Below are 24,113 nucleotides of genomic sequence, written 5' to 3'. Positions count from 1 at the left end.
ATAAAAAATAAATCAAAAAGAAAAATGATGTATTTAATCATTTTTTTATTTTTGTTCTTTACCTTTTCTAATTAGATACAAAAAAGATGTGTCGTGTTGAGAGTTCAACATTAAATGAAAAACTCAGAAACTCTCTGATAGAGAAACACGATCACATCTTTTAATTCCTTCATGATCTCTTTAGTTTTTAAAGCGATTTGCTAAACTAAGTATATCTTCGATGATATTTAATAAGTTGATAAACAAATTAAATCCCATTTCTCTTGGTGAGAATTGACCTCTTTTCATTCTATTAAAATCGTATAAAGTATAAAGGAGAAACAATAATAAGCTCACTATTGTAATAACAGTATGAAAAATTGGATTATTAATAAATATCCCTATAATCCCAGCTATAATTAGCGCAATTAATGTCACAAACAGATATTTTCCCATACTCGAAGCGTCTTTTATTAAAAAGTAACCCACAATACCAAAAGCTATAAATGCACCAATAGCAAGAATAATATTTTTATAGAATACTTCTGCTCCTAAATTTTGTAAGTAAGTCGTAAAAAGAGCATACGAAAGCAACCCTACAATAATGGCGTATATATGGGAGATCACTAAACCATATTTTCGCGCACGTTTAATAAATAACGTTGCTAATATCAGAATTAACAATCCTAGAGACAATGGTTTTCTCCATGACATGGGAAGATATTGTCCAAAATAACAACCAATCCCAAAAATTATCCAATAATACATAAAATATAACCATACTTTTGCATAGGCATGTGTTTGGTTCTTATCTTGAGATTGTCTTTTATGATCAGTTGATTGGTGTGTCGATTGTGACATTATAATAACTCCTTTTCTATATTAAATAATTGGGTAATAAAAATTTTACAATACTATAAAGAATTACAAAAGTATTTAAGTTCATAAATTCTAAATATATAGAAGTTTTAGAAAACTCATTACAATGAACTTTACTTTATTACAATTTATCTAATAAATATTAAGAAAAGTAAAGAAATATGTCTTATAAATAGCGATATATCAACTTTCTTTAATAAATGTTCAGAACAATACATTATTTTAACAATGTTACAAGATAATAACAAAGCCCACAAAGTCAAATATTTTTGTTAGTATGGGGTACGTAATAAAAAAACAAAAAGTTAATGTACGGAGACTTGTCGGGACAATTATCTAAATCATTAAACTTAAATCAATTAAATCTTTGTTATATTTAAGGAGGAGTTACTTTGAAAAAGTTAGCCTTTGCAATTACAGCCGCTTCAGGCGCAGCAGCAGTTCTATCACATCATGATGCTGAAGCTTCTACACAACATAAGGTTCAATCTGGAGAATCTTTATGGACTATTGCTCAACAATACAATACTTCAGTAGAAAGCATTAAGCAGAATAATAATCTTAGCAACAATATGGTATTCCCAGGACAAGTTATTAATGTAGGTGGAAGTGCTTCACAAAGTACTAGTTCAAACACTTCTTCAAGTTCAGCATCTTCACATACTGTAGTAGCAGGTGAGTCATTAAATATCATAGCTAATAAATATGGTGTTTCAGTTGATGCATTAATGCAAGCAAATCATCTAAATGGTTATTTAATTATGCCTAACCAAACATTAACTATCCCTAATGGTGGTTCTGGTTCAGGATCAGGTGGTACAGCAACTCAAACTAGCGGTAATTATACTTCACCTTCATTCAATCATCAAAACTTATACACTGAAGGTCAATGCACATGGTATGTGTTCGATAAACGTTCTCAAGCTGGTAAACCTATCAGTACTTACTGGTCTGATGCAAAATATTGGGCATCAAATGCAGCGAATGATGGTTATCAAGTTGATAACACACCATCTGTTGGTGCAATTATGCAAAGTACACCTGGACCATATGGCCATGTAGCATACGTGGAACGTATTAATGGTGATGGTAGTATTTTAATTTCAGAAATGAATTATACAAATGGTCCATACAATATGAACTATCGTACTATCCCAGCTTCAGAAGTATCTTCATATGCATTTATCCACTAATCATTGATGATTAATGATTTTACTACAAGGTAAAGGAGCATACCTTGTAGTTTTTTTATTTTATATTTTAGGCAATTCAAATAAAAAGGCCACACAAAGTTGACTAAAAATGTCAGTCTTTGTGTGGCCTTTAGCTATATGTACTTACCTATTATACAAGTCTTTTTTATTTTAAGAACAGATGAATAACAAAATAAATAATTGCTGCTAAAATAGCTGAGATAGGTAAAGTAATCACCCATGTTACAACCATACGTTGAGCAGTGCTCCATTTAACACCTTTCGCACGATTTGAAGCACCTACACCTAGAATAGATGAAGACACAACGTGTGTAGTAGATAATGGGAAATGTAATGATGACGCTACGAAAATCGTTAATGCTGAAGAAATATCAGCGGCTGCTCCGTTAGCAGGTCTAATTTTCATAATATTTCCGCCGACAGTTTTGATGATTTTCCAACCACCTACCGCTGTACCTAATCCCATAGCTGTTGCACATGCAACTTTAACCCATACTTGAGGTTCAACATTATTACCATCTTGTAAATTACCTACAATTAAAGCTAATGTAATAATCCCCATAGATTTCTGAGCATCATTTGTACCATGTGAGAATGATTGTAATGCTGCAGTAAAGATTTGGAAAAACCTAAAATTACGATTAGTACGTGTTAAATTTGAATTTTTAAAAACGATTTTAACAATCGTATACATCATATAACCTACACAAAAAGCTATGATTGGTGAAATGATTAATACGATAATAATCTTTGTAAAACCTTGATAGTGTAATACTGCAAATGAACCTTGCGATGCAATGGCTGCACCTGCTATAGATCCTATTAGTGCGTGAGAAGATGAACTTGGTATTCCATACAACCAAGTGATTAAGTTCCAAATAATGGCAGCAATAATAGCTGCTAACACAACAACTAAACCATGTTGTAACTTGAATGGATCAACGATATCTTTTGTAATAGTTCCAGCAACACCTGTGAAGGTCAATGCCCCAATAAAGTTCATGACTGCTGCTAATAAAATAGCTCTTCTTGGTGTTAATGCTCGAGTGGAAACCGCAGTAGCTACAGCATTAGCTGTATCATGGAAACCATTGATAAAGTCAAATATTAATGAAAATATAACTATAGCTATCGTGACAATTAAAATATATGACATAAATAAAGACTCCCTTAGCTATTTTTCATGATTATAGTTTCAAAATTATTAGCAACAGCTTGACACTTATCTGCTATTTCTTCCATGCTTTGATAAATATCTTTTATTTTAATTAATGTGATTGGATCTGTTTCACTGTTGAAGATGTGTTTCATCGACTGTCTTAAGATACCGTCGCAATTTGTCTCAAATTCTTTAATATTAATAGAATGAATGCGCATGTGAGATAACTTTTTGTCTACAAGTAATCCTACAGCTAGCTTCATTTCGGCAACTGCTTTTTGTATGTTTTCTACAAATTCAGCCATGTACTCATCCGTATATTCAATTGAATACATTTCAAACATTGCTGATGTCTCTTCCATAGCATCTAAAACATCATCTATTGCATTGCATAAAGATAAGATATCTTCACGTTCAATTGGTGTAATGAATGTTTGGTTGAGATCAGAAATAACTTGATGCATAAGTTCGTCACCATGTGACTCATACGTTTTAATATTATCAGAATAAGCTTTCAAATCTAAGTGTGTATTGAAATCCATTTTGCCGAATTCAATAGCTGCACGGTCTAGATTGAATACCATTTCTTCTAATTGAACCATGAACTTATCCTTTTTCTTACTAAACATTAAAAATCCTCCATTTTGAGCGATTGTCATCAATCACATTATTAAATTTTATTTGCGTAAGACAAGTGGTTGAGGAACTGATTTACAATTATTATAAAAAGTAACTAGCAATTCTCATATTGTAAAAATTGTGTAAATTTAATATATAGTTATCATTTATTGATGTTCGCCAACATCCAGTTTTGTCCCTACTTGAAAATATCACAAAATTTACATAACCACAATTCTATTTACAAATTCTTAACAAACTAGATATTAAATTTTTACATAAGCGTCTCATGGCTTATTAAAAAATGATGGGCGATAAAATTATGGAAACACTTTTATCCACTACAACTTTAAAATAACGATTTATTAAATCAATTTCAAATATTAATTGTAATTTTTATTCAATTTAATAAAGCGACACTTTAATCACTTGTTATTTTCAATGATTAAAGTGTCGCTTCGTATTGTTCGTTGGAGTTTTGAAAATATATTAAAGTCTATAAATTAAATAACACAAATTCAATAAGTATAAATTTATATCGAATGTTTAATTGTTCTTTTAGAATGATTATAAGCTATAATAGCAAATACTGCATAAGTTGCTGTATAAACCGCCATAACTATAAAAATAGGTATTTGATTTGTCACATTCATTAAATGCATATAAGCAAGTGAAGCAAAATATGCATGCAGTAATGCAATAATTAAAGGTAAACCAAAATTAAATATTACCTTAAGTTTCAAACCTTTAGACATATCTTGATGCGTAAATCCTAGCTTACGAAGAATCGTGTAATTCTCAAGTTCGTCTTCCGTTTCATCAATCTGTTTAATGTAAATTATACATCCTGCTGCGATTAAAAATGTAATTCCTAAAAACGATGTCACGAATAATAAAATACCAGTTAAACTAGAAATTTCACTTGCCGCTTCACTTCTTGTTTCTATATCTTCATTGATACTACTAACTAATTTTTCTAATTCTGGTAAATCATTTTTATTTTTAAGATCAAAACCATATTGGGAAACAATATTCTTTTCTTTTATATGTTCTCTAATTTTTTGATAATCTTCATCATTTAAAATAAGTGTCGGTCTACCACGATCGACATCAGACATAAAATAGACTTTATTTATCCCTTTTCTCAAACTTACTTTTAAACGAAACTTCTTACTTCCTACATAAGCCGTCCCTTTTTTGTCTGTTTTAACAACATCTTTGAGAGATCCTCTAGGTATAATAATATCTGTCTGCCCTTTTTTCGTACTTACATTTGGAATATATTTATCACTCGTTACTGTGATTTCTTTCGGTCTATATACGCCTTCGCTAAAAAGATGATCTTTATAAACTTTTGCATATACGACCTCTTTATAATTATAGTAATGTTCAATATTACGATTATTTAATTTAAAAGCAAGTTCATTTGCTTGTTTCTGATTCTTTAACGTAACATCATGTGGTGAACTCAGTAACACTTCATTTGTTAACGTACTACGACTTAACGCCGCAAAACATAAAACAGAAACGGTTATTGCTGACACAACAGTCATTATAGTTAAAGAAAATGCATTCTTCTTTACACGATATATAATAGGTGATGTGAACATAACATCTGTGACACTTACCGTTCCATTTCTCAACCGCTGTATCGCTTTAAATATCAATGAAACTGTACTTCTAAAGAAAAAATATGATCCTATAACAGTTAAAAATAAAATAGCAAACGGTTGAATAATTGTTTCTACGTTATCTACTAATTTAGTCGACATTATATAACCACTAACTATCATAATAATCCCTAGCACACCTAATACAACTTCACCAAGTGTTGTGCGCGTATGACTGAACTCTTTTTTGTTTACATCAGATGCTAACTCTTTAATAGAACGTTTAAGCAAATATACATAGCTTTGAAAGACTATAAGTACGTATGACACAGCTATTAATAATAATGTTTCTAAAATGGCATGATAATTAAAGATAATAGAAACACTCACGTTGATTCCTAATAATCGCAATACAATCATGAGTAAAATTTTCGAACCAAAGATTCCCAATATGATACCTATAATAGTTGTCATCATAAATGTCATCAATTGCTCCAACATAATCATTTTCATGATATCTTTCTTTGTTAGACCAATGATTTGTAATAACGATAGTTCACGCCCTCGTCTTTTCAAAAATAAAAAATTAGCATAAAGCAAAAAGACCACAATAATGATAAATAAAAAATAACTTCCTACTTGTGAGCCTTCTTTGATGACAGGGAACGATTGATTACCGTGTAAATGGTGTGCATATTTTAAAGTTACAAAACTAAAATATAATACAACGCTGATAACAAGAGATAATAAATAAATAGCATAGTGCGTCACATTTTGTTTAAAGTTTTTGAAGATAATTTCATTAAAGTTCATAATTGATGCCACCAAGTACACTTTGCGTTCTTATAATTTCTTTATAAAACGTTTGTTTATCATCATCACCTTGATACAACTCAGTAAAGATTTGTCCATCCTTTAACATCACAACACGGTTTGAAAAACTAGCCGCTACTGGATCATGTGTCACCATAAGTATAGTTGTGTTAAATTCCTCATTCATATATTTAAGACGCTTAAGTAAATCTAGTGTACTTTTAGAATCTAAAGCACCTGTAGGCTCATCAGCAAATATAATTGAAGGTAAATTAATAAATGCCCTTGCGGCTGAGGTACGTTGACGCTGTCCACCTGATAACTCTGATGGATATTTATCACTAATATCACTAATATTCAAAGCCTCTACTATACGTTGATAACGTTCATGCATGATTTGTTTATCTAACTTTTGAACTGATAGTGGAAGCATGATATTTTCTTTAACTGTTAAGGTATTTAAAATATTATAATCTTGAAAAATAAATCCAATATCTTTTTTTCTAATATCAGATAATTGCTTATTAGATAACTTCTCAAGTTGTTTCCCATTGATTGTAATAGATCCTTTAGTCATATAATCAATCGAACTGAGTACATTTAATAAAGTTGTCTTTCCTGAACCAGAAGGTCCCATGATTGATATAAACTCACCTTCATCAACATCTAAATTAATTTCTTTCAAAACTTCTTGGAAAGCTTGCTTATCACCATAAACTTTTGACAACTGCCTTACCTCTAATATCGACAAATAATCACTCCTGTCATACTTCAATCAAATTATCTTTTACGAAGACAAACTTAATGTAGACTATCATATCTTCTTTAATTTACATCATTTATTATATCGATTATTAATTACACTTGTGATAATAGTAAGTAACAAAACGCACGTTTAAAATGACAATCTTGTCACCTTAGACATGCGCTCAATGATTTCATTTTGTTGTGGGAAAATGAAATAAAACGTTGTTCCTTTCCCCACTATTGAATCAACTTTAACTTCAATCCCAAGTTGTTCTTTCACGCTTTGTACAAGGTATAATCCCATACCAGAAGACGCTGTGTCGTTGCGGTCTGTTGTAGAAGTAAATCCTCTATCAAATATACGTGGTAAATCTCTCTGACTAATTCCACGACCGTAGTCTTTAATTTTTAAAACGACATGTCCTTCTATGGTATAACCGCTCAAATTTATTGTAGAATTATCACTATATTTTAAAGAGTTAGACAGAACTTGTCTAATCATCATACGGCACCATTTAACATCTGTATAAACCTTTTGTTCGTCTTTAAAGTCTAATTCAAAACCTATCCCTTTTGCCTGACTGATATGTCGAGTAACTTGTATTTCATCTATAACCATTCTTTTTAATGAAATATAATCAAAATACATATCACGATGCTGTGATTCAAGCCTTGTTAAATATAATTGCTTATCTAACATTTCATTAATACGAGACCATTCAAATAATAACGCTCGCTTACGCTGATCATCACTTTCTTGATCTATCAATAATTTCATAGCCGTAACAGGTGTTTTTATATCATGAACAAACTCTGTAATTGTTTGTTCATGATTTTTAATTTGTAATTGTTGTTCGACTACTTTCTCTTTTTGAGCGGTTATATGACGATATAGATAATCTATGACTTGTTGTTGGAATGGGGTTTCTGCCAAATCTTTATGCTTAATTTCTTCAATTTCTTTATCTTCATAAAAATGTTTAGATAGACGGACTTCTTTAACAAACGTAAATAATAAGAAAAGTATACTCGAGCCTATGTTTAATATCACTATATAAAAAACACTCTCAACTGAAATCTCATAATCTATGTAGGCAACACCTAATAAAATAATGTTGAGAAATAATATCCACAAGATCCAGTTACTACGAGATTTTATAAAAAACCAAAACCATCGAAAATTATTCATGAGCTAAGTATCCTTTACCAACTTTGGTTTCTATTGCGCTATCCATGTCAATTTCTGATAATTTTTTTCTTAATCTATTAACATTAACTGTTAAAGTATTATCACTAACAAAAGCTTCATCATCCCACAAAGCAGTAATGAGAGTGTCTCGCGTCACGATTTGATTGCGTTTATTGATTAACATCTCTAAAATAATCATCTCTGTTTTAGACAAAAAGATAGTTTTATCATTTTTTTGAATACTATCTTTTGATAAATCCACAGTAGCGTCTTGCCAACTTAATGTCCGCTTTTCTTCAACTCCGAATTCATAAACACGTCTATATATAGCTTGTAACTTAGCAATTAAGACGTTTGTATAAAATGGTTTTTGCATATAATCGTCTGCCCCAAGTTCCATACTCATCACTTGATCCATTGGATTATCTCTTGATGATAAAAACAAAATAGGAACGTTCGACTGTTGTCTCATTTTTCGACACCAATAAAACCCATCGTATTTCGGTAATTGAACATCTAAAATAACAATTTCTGGATTAAATGTCTCAAATGTCTCCATCACATGACTAAAATCCTCGACACCAGCGACATTAAAATCCCATTGTTCTAATTCCTTTTTTAATTCTTGAAAAAGCGTATTATCGTCTTCGACTAATAATATTTGCATAACGAATCACCTAATATATTATTTAGTATATTTAATCTTCTCACCTGATTGAATGCGCCCTTGATAATGCTTAATTCTACAATCAATTTCAAAGCCTCTCATAAGAAGTCCTTGAATCGGTGCTTGTACGAAATAGTAAATTGGCCAAAATAATCTAGGGATATAATCGTATAAATGAACCATAATTAAACGTGTTCCTTTAAGAAGTCTAAATTCTAATTTTGCTTGCTTCTTTAATTTTGGTTTCATCAATTTACCACCAATAAGATGTAATGTAATTATATCTTCTGTTGTATTAATCATTTTGAAAATAGCTAAAGGGCTTTTAATGTTCTTATTGTAAATGATGTAGTGATGACCTTGTTTTTGAGTATGTACAAAAGTTCCTTTTGTCTCATCTAACCATCTACTAAAATAATCTACAAGTTGATTGAGCGTCCATTTCTTCGGTAAAATCATCTTCATCGCTGTTCGAACATCATCATATTTAGCTGTTTGTAATTCTACGTTAATATGAGGACGTTTCACTTCAACATCCGTACAATCAACTGGTACTCCATAAGCGCCTAAACGTTCAATGGCTTCATTATCATGACGGCTCCCCGGAATATACAAAATCTTTTTCAGCTTATTTATTGATGCAGCTCTACCAAAATTATCTGCCGCTATAAAGTTTAAATCTCGTGCTGTTGCATGTGTTAATTTAGCAGAATGTTTAGTTGGATCTAAATAATATACCGCAATGTCTATACCTTCCATAGCTTCAACTACATCTTTGTAATTATATATATCACGTTTTAACCATGTGATTTTGTTCGTAGATCCTTTATCAGGTTTGGGATATTTAGATAAAGCATATAATTGAGCATCATGTTCAATGACTCGACTTAAATATCTACCAATATAGCCGGTGCCACCTGCTAACAATACTTTAGGCTTCATAAATATCAGCTCCTAAACTTTCTTTTAGATAATTTTATATCAAGCGTAATTAAGTAAAGTGTATTATAATAAGGAAGACAATTGATTTAACAAAACAGGAGTGTTGATATGACACATCTCATTCGTGAAATTAGTATTAAAGACGTTGAAAACTTTATCAGTCTATTAAGCCAAATATATGATGAATCAGAATTTACATTCTACAATCCAGGTGAATATTCACCAACGATATCTTCCGCAAGTCAACACTTAGAAAAATACATCACCTCACCTACCAAAGCGATATATGTCGCTGAAAGTGATGAGCAACTTGTTGGATACGTATTTGTTAATACTGAAACCTATGAACGTACACAGCACGAAGCTGTCGTGTACCTTGGAGTTAGAGAATATTACCAACATCAAGGTATTGGACAAGCACTTATCAATAGAATTGAAGCATGGGCTTTAAATCATCATATTCGACGTATTGAAGCTACGGTTGTTACAGAAAACATTAACGCAATAGAATTGTTTAAAGGCATGGGCTTTCAAATCGAAGGTGAACTTAAAGATAAGCTTTTTATAAACCAAAAATATTATAACGAATATGTAATGGCTAAAATATTAAATTAACTAAGTATGTCACTATAAATTTTACCACATATTTAAAATATTAAATAATATCATCATACGTCTTTCATATTGAGGCGTATTTTAATTATCTTTACTACTTATAAGTTTAAGATTATTTATTCTTTATTTATTATGAATCTACTGCATCATCGCTTCGTATATCTTTGAATTATTCTTAAACTACTTTAATTTTAAAATCAAATTTATACTGTTTAGTCATAAAAACGCACCCCAAAAGCTAAATTTAGTCTTGCTTTTGGGGTGAACATTATTGTCTTGAGAATTTCAATATGTTATGCGTCGATGACTGAATTAAAAATGTAATTATATCAAGCTTACTTTATCAATAATTCAGAGTAGAATTTCTTACAGAAATTACAAAGATAACAACTTTAGGATTGTTTGATGCTGATAGTGATTGTACATTAAATATGAATGATATCTCTTTAATATAGTTATGATATTTAATTATGCAATCGTATTCTTCCAACATATACAGTACTTCTCGCAATGACGTACCTTAATGCACAAAGCATTAATAAACTTAAGAATCAAAAGGGTATAAGGATACTTCATTAGTATTTTGAGTTGGCTGATTTTGTGATGACTCGTTACTCTCCACTCCAGAAGATGATGTGTTTCGACTTAAAAATAACAGCACTTTTTTGATATTTTCTTTTGATTCCGGTTTATCTAGATGAAATTGATATTGATGATGTAAGTGGTGCGAACCATCATAGAATAATGTATCTACTGGTATATTTTCTGCTTTCAAACCTTGCGCAAATTCTTTATTTTGACTGTAAAATGGATCAGCATCACCAACCGAAAGAAATGTCGGCGGGTATTCATGAGTCACTTGATTGAGCGTTGACATTTGAGATAAGTTTTTAAAATCTGTTTCCCAATGACTTGTTCCGGTATAACTTTTCATAAATAATTGTATTCTTGGAAACTCGGTTGCTCTAACCGTTTTCATATTATAAAAACCACCAAAAAATACGGCAGCCTTTATTTGTGAAGGCTTGAACTGCTGTTCAAAATGCATTTCATCTCTTAAGTCTTCATTGGTTTGCATAGCTACATATTGACTGGTTAACTGAGCACCAGCAGAGTCTCCCCCAATAACAACTTGATCAAAATCAATAGGTAACTCATGCTTATTCTCTTTTACAAACTTTACAGCTTGATTGAGTTGTACTAGCGGCGTGGGATATTTATATTGTGGAGCTAGCGCATAATTTACGTTGACAATGATGTATCCTTGTTCTGCAATTCTTGACAATAATTGATTTTTATATTGTTTGTCTCCAGCGATAAATCCTCCACCATGCATCCAAAAAATTACCGGTAATTTCGTATCATTGCTCATATCTGCTGGGGTAATAATGTCTAATTTGCTGTTGGGCATACCTTTACCATATGAGATATCTCTATATAATTTTACATTTTTGTTATTAATTTGAACATTTGTCTTGCTCTTCTGTTTATCATGAACATGGTTATAATGACTCTTCAAATTAAAAGCCAATATAAGTGAGACAACAAGTATGATTAGTGTTGTTATCCATATCCATTTTAGCTTTTTTTTCATCATGGCTAACCCTTTCAAATAATTACTCTTCTTGTCTTGCTATTAATATAATAAAACAAATATCGATATAATTAAACAAAGGGGTAGGACAGAATCCATTTTGATGAATTCGAAGTCCCACCCCTCAAAGCTGACTCAATTTAGAAATATTTTATATAAGCGTGCATCTTTAACTTAGTCAACTCGGATGAACATATTTACTTGTGCATGTATTTTTTAACCTTAACCTTTTCACGATTAAAATAAACTTTTTAATCATAAAAGTGTGAAGCAATGACTACGCGATATGCTCTTCATCATCTTTTTTACGTTTATAATATTTAATCAACACTGCTACTACAATAAATAATCCGACAATACCCATAAATTTGTATAAAACATTGATTAAATCAGCGAATCCTACGAAACTTAAAATAAATGCCATCACCATCATGATAACAATGAATATATGGTATTTTTTACTATAAGGTTCTGTGAAACGCGCTGCAAAAGAATAACAAAGACCTAAAATTGTGTTGTACATCACAGCTAACATAATGACTGTGAGTACAAGACCTAACCAAGGATGTATACCTTTCGCTAGGTTAAGCGTAGGTATTGCTACATCTTTAATTTTTGAATATTCTGTTTGAAGTGAGAAGTTAATTAAAGCAAGTAAGATAGCGTATAGCACACCACCAAACATTGCTCCTGCACCTGAAACTCTTCGCTTAGAAGCATCACCGCCGATAGCTACTATCGTACTAAATCCTACAGCAAATGCTAATCCGCCGTATACTAATCCCCAAAAGATACCTTTCCAAGCACTCGTTTCAGGCATAGCACTGTTTACTTCCCCTAATGAAATACTACCTGTAAATAGGTAGAACACAGCAATAAGAATAACCATTATGATTAAAAATGGTGTAACTATTCCTAAAGCTCTTACAATTTTATTAAAATCTAATAATAATGTTAAGTAAATCAAAACTGTCATGATTAATGCGCCTAACCAAGTAGGAATTCCAAAACTTTGCTCAAAAGTAGAACCTGATCCGGCTATCATAGTGACAGCTATACCAAATAAGAAAAAGACAAGAATATAATCAAAAACTTTACTAAATTTTTTTCCAAAAACATATTGCAATGTGGACTCGTGATTTTTCGCTTCAAATGCAGTACCTATCTTAGCTACTTGTCTTCCTATGAACCCAAGTATAAATCCTGAGATAATCACTCCAATATATGACCATAAACCAAATGGTGTGAAAAATTGCATCACTTCTTGTCCTGTTGAAAATCCTGCGCCGACAACAATGCCGACATAGGCAAAACCAATTTTTATAGCTTCTTTATTCAGCCCCATGTGAATATTTACCTCCTTAGAGTTTGCACAGTGAGCATTATAACGTACTGACTTTTTATTGCAACCCTAAAAAATGTATAAATTTAGCTATTATGTATTTTTAATCATTTTAAGAAACGATTTTTCGGAAATCAATATAAACAAAATGCATAATCAATCGTAATCATGTATAAAAAAATAGTCGCAAAAGTTTCAATAAACTTGAGCGACTATAACTCATTTTTTAGCGTGCATCTCTGTGATTATTCAATTCATTAATGTCTACAACTACATTATCCATACGTTTTGCTGTATCTTTAAGTACATTTCGTGCAACATTATTACTTGGATCGAGTTTTAGAATACGCTTAGCGACATCAAACGCCTTTTTATCCGAAATAACTGGCTCAGGAATAGCATGAAGTAATAACATTTGTAATAAACTCTTCACTTCATTTCCGTCAGTAAGTTTTATGGAAGAATCTGCATGATAATATGCTGAATCTAGTGCGCCCTCATATTCACTTAAAGGATAAACAAGTAAAAGGAATGCTAAATCATGTAATTCTGATGATTCTTCTACCTTAATCATATCTAGAATACATGTATAAAACATCATACTCTCTACTTCATGAGCACTAGAGATGTATGCTTCTTCAAATTCCATAAAATCTGTTTCGGACATTAACTGTCTAACTAGTTCAAACTCGCCATTCAATACATGTTTTTTTATAAGATGTTGCATGGCAATGTCCTCCTATTGTCCAGATTTTATATAACAATTATTATTATAATACCATAATTACCTTTAAATTTCATTTAAAAAATGATTCTCAACGTTTTGGACCGTAAAATTACAATATATTTTCAAACACTTTTTCTTTATATGTATACGTCTTATAATAGCAATAATAAATGTATAAATGGTGAACTTTAAAAATCATTGTGGTTCACGTGTTAAATTTTTTTCAAACTATGGTTATGATACTAAAATACTCTATAGGCTTATTAATATAAAAAATGCTCAAAACAATTATCATTTTGAGCATTTTTTATTATAATCATATTTTATCAATAAGACTGTATTCATTTAATCATGAATAGGTCTGACAGAATAAATCATAAGTAACTAAAATTGGTTTCCCTGTTCTCGGATCTATATCTAAAACACCATCAATATTAAATACCTTTTCTAGAATGTCCTTAGTTAACACTTCCTCAGTTTGACCAGTCGCAACAATATCTCCAGCTTTCATCGTAATGAGATGATCTGAGAAGCGTATTGCTTGATTAATGTCATGTAAAACCATGACAATAGTGCAACCTTCTTCTTCGTTGAGCTTTTTGACTAAATTTAATATTTCTAATTGATGACAAATATCTAAATAAGTTGTAGGTTCATCTAAGAAAATAATATCAGTACGTTGAGCTAGTGCCATTGCAATCCACACGCGTTGTCTTTGTCCACCACTTAAATCATTTATAGTACGATGACGAAATTCACTTGTACCTGTAACTGACAGTGCCCAGTCAATTTCTTTTTTATCTTCTGCAGTTAAACGACCAAATCCTTTTTGATGTGGAAAACGTCCGTAAGAAACAAGTTCTCCCACAGTAAGTCCATCTGGGACCTCTGGTGATTGTGGTAAAATCGCTATTTTTTTAGCTATTTCTTTCGTAGATGTGGCATGAATACTCTTACCATCCAAATTAATTCTACCTTCTTTAATTGACAACAGTCTAGATAACGCTTTCAATAAAGTTGATTTCCCACACCCGTTAGGTCCAATAATAGAAGTAACCTTTCCATCAGGAATTGCGACATCCAAATTATTAATAATCGTAGAATCACCATAGCCAATTTTCACTTGTTCACCACTTAAACGACTCATAATAATTCCCCTACTTTCATTCTCTAAAATCTTGCTTTATATATAGTAAAAACATTGTTATTGATTAAGTTATTCACTCATTATCAGTCACAAACTGGTAATTGATAATCATTATCACAGTTTTTATTATAACATCTCTTCTATATTATGACTAACAATTATTTTCACTAGGTTATATATCATACTCGTAAATGAGCAGCAGTAAATTAAGTGAGTAGTATTGGCCATAATAGATAAGTAGGGAACTGTATAATAATAAAAAGCCCAAAATGGCTTTAACTAAGTAACCATTTTAGGCTTCACTTTAAAAAGTGTCTTACATTTTAGCAACTTTCTAACTTTATAACATATTGAAATTTTACTCATCTAACAAAAAACCATTACCATATACATCACGAACGTCATGAATAACTAAAAAGGCATTTTCGTCAATATTTTTGATAATTCGTTTAGCACGGGAAACTTGTGTTTTAGAGATGACGACGTAAAGTACATCTTTTTCTTCTCTAGTGTAATAACCGTGTCCATTTAATATTGTTAATCCTCTTCCAACTTGCTGATCAATAGCTTTTGCTACCTCATTCGGGCAACTAGATATAATAGTCATTGCTTTTTTAGTATTTAATCCTTCTATAACAAATTCCATCACTTTTGTACCTATATATAAAGACATAACTGTAACTAAGCACTTCGCCAAAGGAATTTCTGTCAATGAAATAAGCACAACGATAAGGTCAAAGAATAACAAAGCGTATGGCGTACTAATATCTAAATATTTATTAACAATTCTCGCAAGAATAACCGTTCCAGCAGTTGTTCCCCCTGCTAGAACGATAATACCAATTCCTAAACCAACACAAGTCCCACCAAACACAGCATTAATTACAACATTCCCAGTTTCTACATGCCATGTTTCAGTTAAACTTAGAAAGATTGAAATGAGTACTGTAGCAAAAATAGTTAAATATGTACTACGTTTGCTCAAATATTTATAACCCACAATAATTAAAATAGCATTTAAAACAAAATTGGTTATTGCCGGTGAAATATGAAAAGCATAATATAATACGATGGCTATACCAGTGACACCACCCTCACCCAAATTCCCTGAAATAACAAATGCATTGATACCTGCAGAGAAAATAAATGAACCTATAATAACTAAAATGATATCTCTGATAGTTTTATTCACTCAATCACCCCTAAAACTTTGTTTAATTATTAAAATGTTAGCATAAGGTAACTACTTACTACAATAAAATTTCAAATAAATATATGATTTAAAAAAACAACTTCACATATCATAATATTCGTAATTATAAAAATATGTCATATTAAACGTACTAAAATAGAAATTCAACACATCCGCTTTCGAACAAGTTTAAATATTCTGAATTTTTAATTTACTTATACGCCTAGGTCTGCTATAATAACTTTAACTTCTTGAAAGAGAAGTTATCTCCTTTGTGTTGTTTATAGTAACAAAACAAATTTTGCTCGAAGTACTGTGACAGTACCTAGTCCTTACCGTTACAAGTACATTAATATTCATTTCCCATAAAAGCCAAGTATAAAAAGTGTCTCCTCACTTTTATGCTTGGTTTTTATCATTTTAGAAATTCGTAAATCAATTCGTCAGCTTTCTGCAAAATTAAAAAGCACACGACTCATCTAATTACAAAATAGAATGAGTAGCGTGCCTATATAAATTAAAAATCTAAAAAGTAAATTACCAAGCAAATATTCCAACAAATGCAGCAGTAAGTAAGGATACTAAAATTCCTGCTAACAACATCATCGGTACATATTTGGAAACAAAATCAGACGTTTTCTTATCAACAATACCTTTCAATGTACCTATAATCATTCCAATAGTTGAAAAGTTTGCAAAAGAAACTAAAAATGTTGATATAACTGCTCTATGATGAGGCGTCATTGCATTGACTTGATTAGAAATTTCACCCATCACAACAAATTCGTTTGTTACAATTTTCTTCGCCATTTGTTGTGCTACTTCCCACGCTTCATTAAACGGTAAACCTAATAGTAAAGCAAATGGATACATGAAAACGCCTAAGATTTGATCAAGACCAAAGCTACCTTTGACACCAATACCATTTGCAATAAGATGTGTGATTAAATGAATCAATCTATCAATTAAGTCAGCCAAAGCTACAAAACTAATGACAAATGCAATGATAATTAATACAAGCTTTCCAGCTGCTAAAACTGAATCTCCAAGAAATGAGAAAAATGGTTGTCTTTCAGTTTGGTGATCTCTTATGCTATACACGACATCTTCTTGTTCTTCAACTGATACAGGATTCAAAATACAAGAAACTATAATTGCGTTAATAATATTTAGTGGAATTGCCGTCAATACAAGTTCTCCAGGTATCATTTGCACATAAGCGCCCACAATTGCTCCTGAAACTGAACTCATAGACATCATTGCAATAGTTAGTACCCGCATCTCATTCATGCGTTTAAGCTGTTCACTAGAAACAGCAAGAGCCTCAGTATTACCTAAGAACATCATTTCAACACCAAAAAATGATTCAAACTTAGGTTGGCGTGTAACTTTAGCAAGTACCCAACCAATACCGCCAATGATTTTTGGAAGTATATTAAAGTACATAAGAATGTCAAATAATGGTACAACTAATAAAATAGGGAAGAGCGCGCTTACTGCCATGTCCATCATTTTATTAGACGTGAAGCTTTTAAATGCAAATCCAGTACCCTCATGTGCGGATTCTATAACCCATGCTATACCGTTAGCTGCTCCTTTAACCCCTGTTCTTCCCCATGGAAAATATATAAAGAACCAAGCTAAAAACAAATTTAAAATAACCAAAATAAAAATAGATTTCCATTGTATATTCTTCCTATTTCTAGAGAAAATAACTCCTATACCTAGGAAAATAAATAACCCAATGATATTAACTAATAAAAACATTTGGCACCTACCTATATGTATTTTTATACTTTCATGCATTGATTATGCAATCCTGTAAGACTATCAATATGTCATTCTATGTATTTTGTTAATGGTGAACAATGATGAACAACAAAAAAATGAAAGCGTTTGTTTTACGTACTATGTTTCTATACAAACCCCAAAAGTTCTTTTAATCTTACAAAAGTTATTATACCACGTGAAAAATAGGGTTAAAATGACATTTTTACAAAACTTACATAAAAAAACACGCCCTTCCACTCATTTATTAGGGCGTGATTAATATTAATCTGATAATTTTTGAGATGTAACAAAATGTCTGTATTTATCATGACTTGCCATCAATTCATGATGTGTTCCTTTACCGGTAACTTCACCTTTATCAATAAATACAATTTGACCAGCTTTTTTTATAGTCGAAAGTCGATGAGCAATAACTACAGTAGTTCTGCCTTCCATAAGGGTTTCAAGTGCTTCTTGAATTTTTAATTCACTTTCGCTATCTAGGTTCGCTGTCGCCTCGTCTAATAACAAAATATCAGGATTTTTAACAAAACTTCTAGCGATATCTATTCTTTGTCGTTGACCACCTGATAATTTGAGTCCACGCTCACCAACCATCGTGTCGTAACCTTCGTCAAACTGCATAATAAAATCATGACAATTAGCAAGCTTAGCATACTCTATTAACTCTTCATCATCAACTTTTCTATTAATACCATATAAAATATTATCTCTTATCGTTCCACTCATCATCGAATTAGATTGCATAACATAACCAATTTTTGTACGCCACTTTGAAAGTGGAATATCAAAAATACTTTGATTACCGTATTTAATATCTCCACGTTCAATATCATACATGCGCTCAATTAAATTAAAAATCGTACTTTTACCTGAACCAGAAGGTCCTACAAACGCGCTCACTTCACCTTGTGGAATACTAAATGACACATCTTCCAAAATCTTTTTAACGTCATATTTAAAATCCACGTGCTCAAATACTAATTCGCCGTCGATGATCGTAACGTCTTTAGATTCTGACAAAGCTTCAGTAGGTTCAATAGGCTCTTGCATAATTTCATATATACGACTGCTCGCACCCACAGCTTTTTTATAATCCGTAACTAGTGTCGATAAGTTAATCAGTGGCATAGATAACTGGATTACATAAAATATCATAGCAATAAGAGTTCCGGGAGTAATTGCTCCAGTACCTATTTCTAATGCACCGAAACCTAAAATAATCGCAATAGTTAATAGCATAACAACACCAGAAATGGGCTGCACGACTGCTGATATTTTAGCCTGTTTTAATCCTAATCTATATATTTTTTTAAGATTTGTATGCGCATTATCTAACTCTAAACGCTCAGTATTAGATACTTTAACTAAACGCATTTCGGTAAGCACTCTACCTAATAATCCACTGAAGTTCGCAATTTCAGATTGCGTATTGGTAGATATTTTTTGCATCACACGTCCGAGAGGAACGATGATTAAAATAAATACAGGAATAGTAATAAATGTTAATAAAGTTAATTTCCAATCCATGATAAATAGCATGACTAATGAACCTATTAAAGTTAAAACAGAAGGCAATAAATTAGGTAGCTTTTGTGAAATAAATTCATTAATCACTTTTGTATCATCTGTTAGACGACTCATTAATTGGCCACTTTCATTTTTATCAAAGAACGGCATTTTTAATTGAATAATATGTTCCCACAATAATGAACGAATCGCATAAATAATCTTTTCACCAATTTTACTTAACAAATATAGGCCTATACCGCTAAGTAATGCATTAACTAAGAAAATCGAGCCAAATATAGCTATCATTCCCCAATTAATGCTACTGACGGAAAATTTATCAACTAAACGTCCAGTGAATAATGGTACTAATAAACCACTTAAACTTCCCAACGAAGTAATGATAACCGCTGCAATGATTAACCCATATGGCCATGAGAGTTTTTTAAATAAGAAAAACAAAGGGTTTTGTTCTTTCATAGTTATACCTCGTCTTTATATTCATATTTGATCTTGCTTAATCTTGTAAAAGTTCATTTCATCCCAAATCACAAGATATATAACGATTGCTTATTTATCAGTCTTTTAAGCAAATTTATATGATACCCAAAATGTTGCAAACTATGTAATTTTAACATTCAACTTCTCATGTACGTAACTATGTTCTTCGTAGTTGATATTATAACATTTTTTATCAGAACACACGCAAAAGATTATTTAATAGTACAAAAAATTGCACGTCATCTTATTTTTATTTTCTGTCACCGTTCTGTGTTGAAAAGTACTAACGAAATATTTACTATGGTTCAATATTTCTACGAATAATCGATTTTATCCGAATCAGCTACACATAAGATCTAAAAATATTAAAATATATGTGATGAAATTTAACAATATTTAAAAATGATAATACGTGATACCAATATGAGGATTCAATTTATCAAACTCACTATCATGTATATGTTTTATGACTTTATTGATACAAAATTAACTGTCGTTTGATGTATTCTAAAAGAATTTCTATTCATTATATAATAGCTGTCAAACCACACCTTAAAACATAATCTTTGCCATAAAAATTTTGCATAGCAGCATCTAACAAATGCAATGCACTTACATCCACACACATTCGAGAAAGATGAGGTTGATATATTATCAATATAGAAAAAAGTAGCAAGATATTTTCTCATTAAATAATATCTTACTACTGTTCTCATAGATTTAGATTTATGTCTTCAACTTTATTAAATAATATATAAGCATCTCGAATTACAGAATGTTTGATTTTAAATATAAAACCTGAGACATCTATCATTATCTCAGGTTTCATTTACATATTAGCAATCGATGACTAGATAAAAATAAGTTTATATCAACCTTTTCCAACTCTAGTTCACATTAATTTAAAGAACAATTCTTTCTTATCTCTCTTTTCGAGATTAAATGTTCAATAGTGTCATAAATACTCTTAGTTATTTTGTATCTTTTCCGTATAATTCTTGCTTGATTTTGGTAGTTGAGATGCCTTCTGTGCGGTTAAGATAAATGACTTCACACTTATCTTTAAGGAAATCAAATTCCCCTTCCCAATCATGACCCATCACAAAAACATCAACATCAAAACGATCAACATCTTTTTCTTTCTGTCCCCATCCTTCTTCAGGGATAACTAAGTCTACGTATCTAATAGACTCTAACATCATCTTACGTTGTTCATAATCGTAATATGATTTTTTGTTTTTGATTTGGTTGAATTCATCAGTAGAAAGCGCAACGATAAGATAATCCCCCATCTCACGAGCTCTTCTAAGTAATTCAATATGACCATAATGAAGCAAGTCATATGTACCATAAGTAATGACTCTTTTCATGATACGAAATTCTCCTTAACTAAAAATTTAATAAAAATTTATAATCTTAATGTATCATAAATATTTTGAGCATGCCATTAATACTATATTAGATACTAAACATAAATAAATTTAAAACTTACTTCAAAGAAAAGTTATTTTTTAAAAATTCTTTTTAGTGATTCTTTACCAGAAAATGATAACTTTTTAGGTATAACTTGAAGTTTAAAACGAATTAAGCCTGGTCTGCCAATTCCAACCTCACTAAGTGCCTTTTTCCATTGTAAGTATAAAGGCTTTGTCCAATGCGTTGCACTCTGTTCAACAGCTCTAACAATTCGAAACATAGCCTCTCCCGAGTAATGTGTATGCTGCATAGCTTTCATATAAGCTATAACACTTTCAAGCAAAGATTGCGTCATTTTGTTATTTTTCTTTAAATGCGCCTGTATTAAGTAACTTACTATGAGGTTATCCATTCGATAACTATAGTAGATTTTTTCATCTAATAATAATAGTAATTCCATCACGCGTTGACGAACTTTTAACGCATCACTCATATAAGGTAAAAATGTATCAGCACGTTGCGCTGTTACTGATCCTTCTCTCTCATTATAGCCATATACAATGTTAGGTATAAGTTGAATATCTCGCGCTTTAGAGAACGCTTTGACAATAAAGGTATGTTCTTCACAGAAAACGACATCTTCATCAAAACGTAATCCGGCATACTTCGTGCTAAATAATTTTGCTCCAGGTCCTATCGATTGTAAAATATCCGGTTTACGATCAAGTGTGACAATCGCATCTTTCACCATAGATTGATGGGTCGAAATGACTTGCCATTCGCCGTTAACTTCTCTGGCCATTTGACCGATAACAATATCGGTTTCTTTGTTTTTCTTAAAAGCATCCACCATTAAATCAATCCTACTAGGTAAAAACTCATCATCTGCGTCTAAAAATAAAAATGCATCAACATCTTCAGACATAGCTTCTAAGCCAACATTTCTACTTCGAGCTGCTCCTTGATTACTCTGATGAATGACTTTGATGTGAGGATGTTTTTGTTGTAGTTCTGTTAGTACATGTTGTGTTTGATCAGTTGAACCATCATTGATACAAATAATCTCATAAGGCACACTAGTATCAACTGAGAGTATGGCCCGTTTAATCGTTTCTTCAGCGTTATACACTGGAATAATTATTGCTAATTTCATTATTTCACCAACTTATTAATAAAATGGACTAACTGGTTAAGACTATCTTTTGAATTATATTGATGCCAATCATTAAATAAAGATTGAAATTGCTCATCGTTATCATGTATCGCTTGTATAATTGACTCTTCATTACTCATTTTATACCGTTCAGGAATTGCATAATAAAATTCATTCAATCCTCTTACTTTTTCATATTGTTGTTCATCATAATTATAAATAAGTGTCGGTTTATTAAGTGCACTTGCTTCAATAGGTAATGAGCTATAATCACTTATAATAATATCCGCCATAATTAACAATGAGGTGACATCGATTGAATGAGCAGTTTGACAATCAACAGTCGAAGGATGCAAATGACTCAATAACGTATAATTCGGCAAGTGCCGTTCAAAGTTTTCTTTATCAATAGTACGTTGTGCTACTTGACCTTCTCTATAGGTCGGAACATATACTGCGAGTTTATTTGTAATATGATATTTCTTTTTTAATCGTTGTTGTTCTAACTTAAGATTACTTCTAAAGTATTGGGTCAGTCTTGGAAGTCCAAACTTTAACATTTGCGATGGTGATGCATCAAACGATTGTATAAAACATTGAGCCATTTTCTCCCCACCTATCAAATAATAATCGGTAGCATCATAAACTTTTTTGTATTGTCTTACCATAGCCTTGTTTTTTAAATCAACTTGATGATCAGTTAAACCAAAATTTTTAAGAGCACCGGCAGCATGCCATGTTTGAATAACAGTTTGCCCTTTTTTCTTCTGATAGCCACCCATCATTAAATAATACGTATCTAAAATAATAACCTTTGCTTTACTTAATACTTTCATATGTTTCATAATATATTTATTTCCGGCGGGTATAAAATATGCATGATTAATGTTATTAATATCTTTCTGGTATATTTTTTTACCAATAACCGTTACATGGTATCCTTCACTACATAAGGCCTCTATAATAGGCAAAACATCTTGCTTAAAGGTCATCATTATCACAATGTGCTTCGAATTAACATTAAACGGTTTAAAAATCATATTTAAAAGCACAATAGCTAAGATATAAATCTTTTTAATTATCAATCTCATTTTTTCACCATCTTTAAATTTCCAATCATTATATCAAATTATAAACGATACTTACTTTCAAAGAAAATAAAAGCAAATAATTTTTAATTTACTCAAAAATTCTACTAAAAGTCTCGATATTATTAAAAAAGTAGGACTACGAATTCATCTTGAATCCATTGTCCTACCTCATAATGTCAATATGGCATATATTAAATTTGAACTATTTCTAACAACCA

General features: G+C 31.2%; 20 protein-coding genes. 2 read left to right on the top strand and 18 right to left on the bottom strand.

All coding sequences use genetic code 11. From position 1 onward, the window contains the following. Positions 1–180: 180 nt before the first annotated feature. Complete coding sequence (locus tag HMPREF2663_RS10505) at positions 181–840, bottom strand: Bax inhibitor-1/YccA family protein (protein WP_002457532.1); 660 nt, start codon at positions 838–840, stop codon at positions 181–183. Between the two features lie 410 nt (positions 841–1,250). On the opposite strand from HMPREF2663_RS10505, the gene HMPREF2663_RS10500 reads away from it, so the two are divergent. Beyond that, complete coding sequence (locus HMPREF2663_RS10500) at positions 1,251–2,051, top strand: LysM peptidoglycan-binding domain-containing protein (protein ID WP_002475913.1); 801 nt, start codon at positions 1,251–1,253, stop codon at positions 2,049–2,051. Between the two features lie 166 nt (positions 2,052–2,217). On the opposite strand, the gene HMPREF2663_RS10495 is transcribed toward HMPREF2663_RS10500, so the two are convergent. The 7 genes from HMPREF2663_RS10495 to graX form a co-directional block, all read right to left on the bottom strand. Beyond that, positions 2,218–3,228 carry an inorganic phosphate transporter gene (locus HMPREF2663_RS10495; RefSeq protein WP_002475912.1) on the bottom strand — a complete coding sequence of 337 codons (1,011 nt, stop codon included), beginning with the start codon at positions 3,226–3,228 and terminating at the stop codon, positions 2,218–2,220. 14 nt (positions 3,229–3,242) lie between these two features. Next, a complete protein-coding gene (locus tag HMPREF2663_RS10490) occupies positions 3,243–3,860 on the bottom strand; it encodes a DUF47 domain-containing protein (RefSeq protein ID WP_002457534.1) in 618 nt (205 codons plus the stop codon). 522 nt (positions 3,861–4,382) lie between these two features. Next, positions 4,383–6,272, bottom strand: a complete 1,890-nt coding sequence (gene vraG, locus HMPREF2663_RS10485) for an ABC transporter permease VraG (RefSeq protein ID WP_002475910.1) — start codon at positions 6,270–6,272, stop codon at positions 4,383–4,385. After that, complete coding sequence (gene vraF, locus HMPREF2663_RS10480) at positions 6,262–7,023, bottom strand: ABC transporter ATP-binding protein VraF (protein ID WP_001833013.1); 762 nt, start codon at positions 7,021–7,023, stop codon at positions 6,262–6,264. The genes vraG and vraF overlap by 11 nt, the downstream gene beginning before the upstream one ends. A gap of 144 nt (positions 7,024–7,167) precedes the next feature. Beyond that, positions 7,168–8,208, bottom strand: a complete 1,041-nt coding sequence (gene graS, locus HMPREF2663_RS10475; protein WP_002445846.1) for a histidine kinase GraS/ApsS — start codon at positions 8,206–8,208, stop codon at positions 7,168–7,170. Further along, complete coding sequence (graR, locus tag HMPREF2663_RS10470; protein WP_002490533.1) at positions 8,201–8,875, bottom strand: response regulator transcription factor GraR/ApsR; 675 nt, start codon at positions 8,873–8,875, stop codon at positions 8,201–8,203. Before graR ends, graS begins: the two co-directional genes overlap by 8 nt. Positions 8,876–8,893: 18 nt before the next feature. After that, complete coding sequence (gene graX, locus HMPREF2663_RS10465; protein WP_002490540.1) at positions 8,894–9,817, bottom strand: auxiliary protein GraX/ApsX; 924 nt, start codon at positions 9,815–9,817, stop codon at positions 8,894–8,896. 108 nt (positions 9,818–9,925) lie between these two features. Between graX and HMPREF2663_RS10460 the strand changes: the two genes are divergently transcribed. After that, complete coding sequence (locus tag HMPREF2663_RS10460; protein WP_001832115.1) at positions 9,926–10,432, top strand: GNAT family N-acetyltransferase; 507 nt, start codon at positions 9,926–9,928, stop codon at positions 10,430–10,432. Positions 10,433–10,976: 544 nt separating this feature from the next. Here the strand turns inward: HMPREF2663_RS10460 and HMPREF2663_RS10455 are convergent. From HMPREF2663_RS10455 to tarB, 10 genes are all read right to left on the bottom strand, one after another. Next, positions 10,977–12,026, bottom strand: coding sequence for an alpha/beta hydrolase (locus HMPREF2663_RS10455; RefSeq protein WP_002499293.1), 1,050 nt, complete (start codon positions 12,024–12,026; stop codon positions 10,977–10,979). A 277-nt stretch (positions 12,027–12,303) separates the two neighbouring features. Next, entirely contained in the window at positions 12,304–13,371 is a 1,068-nt protein-coding gene (locus HMPREF2663_RS10450) for a YkvI family membrane protein (protein ID WP_002474354.1), read from the bottom strand. Between the two features lie 223 nt (positions 13,372–13,594). After that, on the bottom strand, positions 13,595–14,095 hold the full coding sequence (locus HMPREF2663_RS10445; protein ID WP_002490528.1) for a hypothetical protein: 501 nt from the start codon (positions 14,093–14,095) through the stop codon (positions 13,595–13,597). Between the two features lie 349 nt (positions 14,096–14,444). Continuing rightward, on the bottom strand, positions 14,445–15,242 hold the full coding sequence (locus tag HMPREF2663_RS10440; RefSeq protein ID WP_002445840.1) for an ABC transporter ATP-binding protein: 798 nt from the start codon (positions 15,240–15,242) through the stop codon (positions 14,445–14,447). A gap of 358 nt (positions 15,243–15,600) precedes the next feature. Continuing rightward, a complete protein-coding gene (locus HMPREF2663_RS10435; protein ID WP_002475340.1) occupies positions 15,601–16,434 on the bottom strand; it encodes a YitT family protein in 834 nt (277 codons plus the stop codon). A 537-nt stretch (positions 16,435–16,971) separates the two neighbouring features. After that, complete coding sequence (locus HMPREF2663_RS10430) at positions 16,972–18,201, bottom strand: NupC/NupG family nucleoside CNT transporter (RefSeq protein ID WP_020361346.1); 1,230 nt, start codon at positions 18,199–18,201, stop codon at positions 16,972–16,974. 285 nt (positions 18,202–18,486) lie between these two features. After that, entirely contained in the window at positions 18,487–20,214 is a 1,728-nt protein-coding gene (locus HMPREF2663_RS10425; RefSeq protein ID WP_002445837.1) for an ABC transporter ATP-binding protein, read from the bottom strand. Positions 20,215–21,206: 992 nt separating this feature from the next. After that, positions 21,207–21,605, bottom strand: a complete 399-nt coding sequence (gene tagD, locus HMPREF2663_RS10420; RefSeq protein WP_001833002.1) for a glycerol-3-phosphate cytidylyltransferase — start codon at positions 21,603–21,605, stop codon at positions 21,207–21,209. Between the two features lie 134 nt (positions 21,606–21,739). After that, positions 21,740–22,804 (bottom strand): glycosyltransferase family 2 protein, encoded by a 1,065-nt coding sequence (locus HMPREF2663_RS10415; RefSeq protein ID WP_002475344.1) that lies wholly within the window; start codon positions 22,802–22,804, stop codon positions 21,740–21,742. Beyond that, positions 22,804–23,895 (bottom strand): teichoic acid glycerol-phosphate primase TarB, encoded by a 1,092-nt coding sequence (tarB, locus tag HMPREF2663_RS10410; protein WP_002445835.1) that lies wholly within the window; start codon positions 23,893–23,895, stop codon positions 22,804–22,806. The genes HMPREF2663_RS10415 and tarB overlap by 1 nt, the downstream gene beginning before the upstream one ends. Positions 23,896–24,113: the final 218 nt, after the last annotated feature.

This window comes from Staphylococcus sp. HMSC077D08 (assembly GCF_001837945.1).
Lineage (GTDB): Bacteria > Bacillota > Bacilli > Staphylococcales > Staphylococcaceae > Staphylococcus > Staphylococcus epidermidis.
This window is presented reverse-complemented; position numbering and strand designations above follow the sequence as displayed.